Below are 6000 nucleotides of genomic sequence, written 5' to 3' on the forward strand. Positions count from 1 at the left end.
CCACCACATGGCCGGGGTCCTCTAGCCGGCCCCCGATGCGTCCACTTGCATCAAATCCTATGCGGGTCCGGTGGGCAAGTACTGCAACGCCCATTACTGCAGGTGAACGGCCATTTTCACTCCCCGGAACGTCGTCCCAGCAGCGGTTGCACCCGGTAGGGGATCATCTCCCGCATTGCCAGCGCCGTATCTGTCCGTTCCACCCCGTCGCAGCCGAGGATCTTTCCGTTAATGCGGTAGAGGTCCTCTGCGTCCAAGGCGACCACCCGTAAGAGCAGGTCCGCGGAACCGGTCAGGCCGAACCCTTCAAGGATCTCCGGGATATCAGCGAGGTCCTCGGAGAGTGAAGCCAGTTTTTGTTGTTGAACATGGACCGTAATGAAGGCCGTGAGCGGGTAGCCCAGCGCTGCGGGATTAATGCGCCGTTCGAAGGAGAGGAACGCGTGTTTCTTCTCAAGCTGCGCCATCCGGGCTTGGACGGTATTTCTGGACAGGCCGAGCTTCTGCGCCAGGGCTACTACGGTCCCTCGGGGATCTTTGGCCATGGCTGAAAGTAGCCGGGTATCAGTGCCATCCAAGGGTTGCATAATGCGCAAGATTAGCACGGTACGGAACAGTGAAACAGGGCAAAATGATCAACTTTCGAAGGGGTAGTTGTACCCCCTGTCACTTGTGAGTAGGGTCACAGTTAAGTCCGGCGAAGGTGCCGGATGGCCGGTCTGCGGCAGGATCACAAGTCCCGCCAGCGCCGACGAAAACGAGCCGGAAGGTTGCGATCACCTGTGTTGACGGATCAGGCGGGCAAGGGAGTGCACAAGCACACTCCAGGCCCGGGACATAGTGCACAAATTCCCTTGAGGACTGGCGGAGATCTGCTCCAGTTGGTGTCGCCTGAGGGCGAGCGCATCAGCCATCCCGAATTCGATGTCTGGGTCAAGGACATCGGCGATGAGCACCTGTGCTCCTTGTATGAAGACATGACGGTCATTCGCCGCATCGATGCGGAGGCTACGGCCCTCCAGCGTCAGGGTGAGCTCGCGTTGTGGCCCCCGTTGCTGGGTCAGGAGGCGGCACAGATCGGCTCAAGCCGCTCGCTCCGGGATGATGACTTCGTCTTCCCCAGCTATCGCGAAAGCGGAGTGGCCTATGTGCGCGGGGCCCACCTTTCCGAGATTGCCCGGGTATGGCGCGGCAACGCCTCATATGGTTGGGATCCCCTGCGCATCAACCTGGCGACACCCCAGATCATCATTGGTTCCCAGAGCCTGCACGCCACCGGATATGCCATGGGCGTCCAGCTGGATGGCGCCAACACCGCGGTCCTTGCCTATTTTGGGGATGGTGCCACGAGTGAAGGCGACGTCAACGAGGCCATGGTCTTCGCTGCGAGCTACCAGGCTCCCGTGGTGTTCTTCTGCCAGAACAACCATTGGGCAATTTCCGAGCCCGTCCGGGTACAGTCCCACGTCCAGCTGGCTGACAGGCCCACCGGCTTCGGTATCCCCAGCATGCGCGTTGATGGCAATGATGTCCTGGCTGTCATGGCTGCGACCCGGGTGGCCTTGGACCGGGCACGCAAGGGTGGAGGACCTACCTTCATTGAGGCCGTTACCTACCGCATGGGCCCGCACACCACTGCCGATGACCCCACCCGGTACCGCGACCCCATCGAGTTGGAGGACTGGGCCGCCAAGGACCCGATTCTGAGGCTGCGCAAACTGCTCGAAGCCAAGGGCCTGCTTACTGAAGACGTGGAAGCACGGGTGAAATCCAAGGCCGATGCTGTGGCCGCCGAACTTCGCGCAAGCTGTATTGAAATGCCGGACCCGCAGCCGCTGGACGTTTTCAACCATGTGTACAGCACCCCCAACTCCTGGATTGAACGCCAGAAGGAGCACTACTCGCGCTATTTGAACAGCTTCAACCAGCCCGTTGAGGAAGGTGCACTCTAATGTCCAAGCTCACTTTTGCCCGGGCCATCAATGCCGGCCTCCGGAAGTCCCTCGAAAACGACCCCAAAGTGGTCCTCATGGGCGAAGACATCGGCTCGCTCGGTGGCGTCTTCCGCGTCACGGATGGGCTGCAGAAAGACTTCGGCAATCACAGGGTGATCGATTCTCCGCTGGCAGAGTCCGGGATCATCGGCACCGCAGTCGGATTGGCCTACCGCGGGTACCGGCCGGTCTGCGAAATCCAGTTCGATGGCTTCATCTACCCGGCGTTCGACCAGATCGTCAGCCAGGTGGCGAAGATGCACTACCGGACCCAAGGGCGGGTCAAGATGCCCATCACCATTCGTGTTCCCTTCGGGGGCGGCATCGGGTCCCCGGAGCATCACTCCGAATCACCCGAGGCCTATTTCACGCACACCTCCGGCCTCCGGGTGGTAGCTGTATCCAACCCGGAGGATGCTTACACGATGATCCAGCAGGCCATCGCTTCCGATGATCCTGTCCTCTACTTCGAGCCCAAGCGGCGTTATCACGACAAGGGTGATGTGGACGAGAGCCTCGACCTCTCCAGTGCCCTTCCCTTGGACAAAGCTGCCGTGGTCAGCGCCGGTTCTGATGTCACTTTGGTTGCTTACGGTCCTCTGGTCAAAACGGCCAAGGATGCCGCTATGGCCGCCGCCGACGACGGCATTTCGGTGGAAGTCATCGATCTGCGCTCGCTGGCACCCGTGGATTACCCCGTAGTGGAAGCTTCCGTCCGCAAGACCGGACGACTGGTCATCACCCATGAGGCCGGCCAATCCGGTGGCCTCGGCGCTGAGATCGCCGCCAGCATTACCGAACGCTGCTTCCACTACCTGGAATCCGCTCCGGTCCGCATCACTGGTTTCGATGTTCCGTATCCATACTCAAAACTCGAAATGCACCACCTGCCGGATCTGGACAGGATTCTCGACGGCGTGGACCGCGCCCTTGGCCGGCGCAACTCGTTGAGTGGACTGGAAGGATGACCGCCACCATGATCAAGGAATTCAGGCTGCCGGACCTCGGCGAGGGCCTGACCGAATCGGAAATCCTGAGCTGGAAGGTGGCGGTGGGGGACACCGTCACATTGAACCAGGTCATCGCCGAGGTCGAGACCGCCAAGGCCGTTGTCGAATTACCCTCTCCGTTCGCGGGAGTGGTGGCAGAACTTCATGAGCAGCCCGGCACAGTGGTGGAGGTTGGCAAGCCGATCGTCTCGTTTGAGGTTGACGACGCCGGGTCCTCCAACGGGGCCGGCGCACCTGACGGGGGCAGCCGGTCCGCGGGTAATAGCTCTGCCGGTGACCAGTCTGTCGGTTACAGGCCGGCTGGTGACCAGGCCGCCGTCGAAACATCTGCCAATGGTTCGCGGACAACTGCCGGCGCTGAAGCAGTAGGGGCCCCGGCGAAACGTGAGCCGAACCTGGTGGGGTACGGTGCCGTCGTCGAGCATTCCGGCCGCCCAACGCGGCGCGCCCGCGCTCAGGTCCAGGGCGCGCAGGCCGCACCCCCGGCGGCTCGGGCGCTTAGCGAGCCTGCGGTGCCTCACCAGGCAGAAGCTGACGTTTCCGAACGACCGCGTTCAACCCCGCCGGTGCGTAAACTGGCCCGCGATCTCGGCGTTGCCCTGGAACTCGTCCCGGGCACCGGACCGGGCGGGCTCATCACCCGTGAGGATGTGCAGAACTTCACCGCAGAACCCGAAACTCTAGCCGGGGGCCCTGTCCCTGCTGCCCAGGGTGAGCGGGAAACCCGCACTCCCATCAAGGGTGTTCGCAAGTTCACGGCCGCAGCCATGGTGCAGAGCGCGTTTACTGCCCCGCACGTGACTGAGTTCCTTACCGTGGACGTCACAGCAACCATGGATTTGCTGGCAAGGCTTAAGTCGAACAAGGCGTTCGAAGGTTACAAGCTGACGCCGCTGACCATTGCGGCCAAAGCGGTCCTGGTGGCACTCCGGAGCAACCGTTCGCTGAACTCGCGGTGGGATGAGGCGAGCCAAGAGATTGTCCAATTCAACTATGTGAATCTTGGTATCGCGGCCGCCACGCCCAGGGGCCTGACGGTCCCGAACATCAAGGACGCGGACCGGCTGACACTGCGTGAGCTTTCCACGGCGCTGACTGAACTGACGGATACCGCCCGTGCAGGCAAGACGTCGCCGTCGGAGTTGTCCGGTGGCACCATCTCCATCACCAACATTGGCGTGTTTGGAATTGACGCCGGGACTCCCATCCTTAATCCGGGCGAGGCCGCCATTGTGGCCTTGGGTGCTGTGCGGAAGGCGCCGTGGGTGGTGAACGACCAACTGGCTGTCCGGCAAGTCATGTCCCTCAGCCTGTCCTTCGACCACCGCTTGGTGGATGGGGAGCAGGGGTCCCGATTCCTTGCCGACCTCGGCGCCATCCTTGCCGACCCCGCCATGGTGATGACCATGATCTAGCGATAACTGAAGCTGCGCCGGCCCATCCCTTTACGAGTGCTCGCGGGAAACTGCAGCGAGGGGGTGGGCCGTCGCGCGTCAGTCTTCGGTGGGCGTGGTGCGGTTCGAGTGTACGGTGCGCCAACTATGCTCCGGCTCAAAACCCAGCAGCCTGCGCGCCTTGTCAATGGACAGCATGGTCTCGTGTTCGCCCAGTTCCTTTAGGACCTCGACGCCGGGGAAGACTTCCGCGGCCAACCCGGTGCTGCTTCGGCTCATCACGGTATCGGCGGCAGCGATGATGAAGGCCTCGAACCCAGGTTCGTTATGTTCCAAGGCTCTGACGACCGCCAACGCGCCGTCCCGGGCATCAATGTAGCCCCAAAGGTTCCATTTCCGGAGCGTTGCATCAGAGTCGAAGGACGGGAATGCATCGTAGTCTTCGGGGTTCATGACGTTAGAGAAGCGCAAAGCCGTGATGCTCAGCTCTGAGTCCCATCGTGTGAGCTGGACGGCCATCTGCTCCTCAAGATGCTTGACCAGCGAATACGTGCTTTCCGGGCGTGCTGCGTACTCCTCATCTACCGGAATGTAGGGAGGGTCTATCTCGAAGGGGAGACCCAGTACGGTCTCGCTGGAGGCATAGACCACTTTCTTGATGCCGGCCCTTCGTGCCGCCTGAAACACGTTGTATGTAGACACCATGTTGTTCTCGAAGATCGCAGCGTCGGGGGCGAGACCCGGAGCGGGGATGGCGGCCAAGTGAACAATCGCGTCCAAGCCATGGTGCTGGTCGTCCAGGCCCAGGATGACATCCACGACCTGCCCATAGTTTCGGAGGTCAACGCTGACGTAACCCTTCCCACGGGTGCCGGCGCGGTCCATGTTGAGCACCTGATGGCCATCCTGCGTGAGTCGACGGACCACGCTCCTACCCAGTTTTCCGCTTCCGCCTGTGACGGCAATCCTCATGGTGTGCTCCTCGGTAGTGGCTGGTCGGATCCTGTTGCTAGGTTGCGGCAGCTGTTGGTGGATTCAGCTGCTCTGTTTGTTCAGCTGCTTTGTTTGTTCAGCAAGGGTTTGAGTTTTAGCCTAGGCGTCGCGGCGGCAGAAAACAGCCTCTCAAGCTGGCCCTGGGAGTCCTAGGAATACAGGAGCGACCCAAGGACATAGGAGTGCGACCCAACGGGTTGCCGCTCACTTGGCAGCATTTTGCCGGGCAGGTTCTTTTGCCTTGGCACAACTCTGAGCTACGCCGCACAGACCCTGACGCACGCAGCATCACACATGGGCCCCGCGCGCCCAGCACCCATCAACGGCCGGACGCACGACACGCCGTTATGCAGACAAGTCCCCCACGCCAACCCGGGGCAGCGCCCCCTGCGTCATATGTGGCGTGTTTGTGTTCTGTGGGGTGTGTGGTGGTGGTTGCGTCGGGGTGTTTGGTGTGGGTCGATGTGGGGTGGGGGGATGAACCAGGGGACGCCGGTTTTCATGTCGATGCGCCAGTGTTCTTTGTGGATGAGGTGGTGGTGGTGGCTGCAGAGCAGGGTGCCGTTGTCGGTGCCTGTGGTGCCGCCGTGGGACCATTTGATGGCGTGG

5 protein-coding genes and 1 pseudogene are annotated in these 6000 nt (G+C 61.6%); 3 read left to right on the forward strand and 3 right to left on the reverse strand.

Annotated features, from left to right (window positions below):
• Nucleotides 1–116: 116 nt before the first annotated feature.
• A complete protein-coding gene (locus tag J7I86_RS16735) occupies nucleotides 117–587 on the reverse strand; it encodes an Lrp/AsnC family transcriptional regulator (RefSeq protein ID WP_024820292.1) in 471 nt (156 codons plus the stop codon).
• Between the two features lie 195 nt (nucleotides 588–782).
• Here J7I86_RS16735 and pdhA point away from each other — a divergent pair, with 195 nt between their 5' ends.
• Genes pdhA through J7I86_RS16750 form a run of 3 tightly spaced genes read left to right on the forward strand, consistent with a single transcriptional unit; the run spans nucleotide 783 to nucleotide 4419 of the window.
• Entirely contained in the window at nucleotides 783–1952 is a 1170-nt protein-coding gene (gene pdhA, locus J7I86_RS16740; RefSeq protein WP_214821596.1) for a pyruvate dehydrogenase (acetyl-transferring) E1 component subunit alpha, read from the forward strand.
• Nucleotides 1952–2962, forward strand: a complete 1011-nt coding sequence (locus tag J7I86_RS16745) for an alpha-ketoacid dehydrogenase subunit beta (protein ID WP_214821598.1) — start codon at nucleotides 1952–1954, stop codon at nucleotides 2960–2962. Before pdhA ends, J7I86_RS16745 begins: the two co-directional genes overlap by 1 nt.
• A complete protein-coding gene (locus tag J7I86_RS16750; RefSeq protein WP_214821600.1) occupies nucleotides 2959–4419 on the forward strand; it encodes a dihydrolipoamide acetyltransferase family protein in 1461 nt (486 codons plus the stop codon). The genes J7I86_RS16745 and J7I86_RS16750 overlap by 4 nt, the downstream gene beginning before the upstream one ends.
• Nucleotides 4420–4497: 78 nt before the next feature.
• Here J7I86_RS16750 and J7I86_RS16755 read toward each other — a convergent pair whose 3' ends face one another.
• Both J7I86_RS16755 and J7I86_RS16760 read right to left on the reverse strand, forming a co-directional pair.
• Entirely contained in the window at nucleotides 4498–5370 is an 873-nt protein-coding gene (locus J7I86_RS16755; protein WP_214821602.1) for an NAD(P)-dependent oxidoreductase, read from the reverse strand.
• A gap of 413 nt (nucleotides 5371–5783) precedes the next feature.
• Nucleotides 5784–6000: pseudogene (locus tag J7I86_RS16760) on the reverse strand (HNH endonuclease); the annotation flags it as partial.

Source organism: Arthrobacter sp. ISL-95, from assembly GCF_018613695.1.
Classification (GTDB): Bacteria; Actinomycetota; Actinomycetes; order Actinomycetales; family Micrococcaceae; genus Arthrobacter.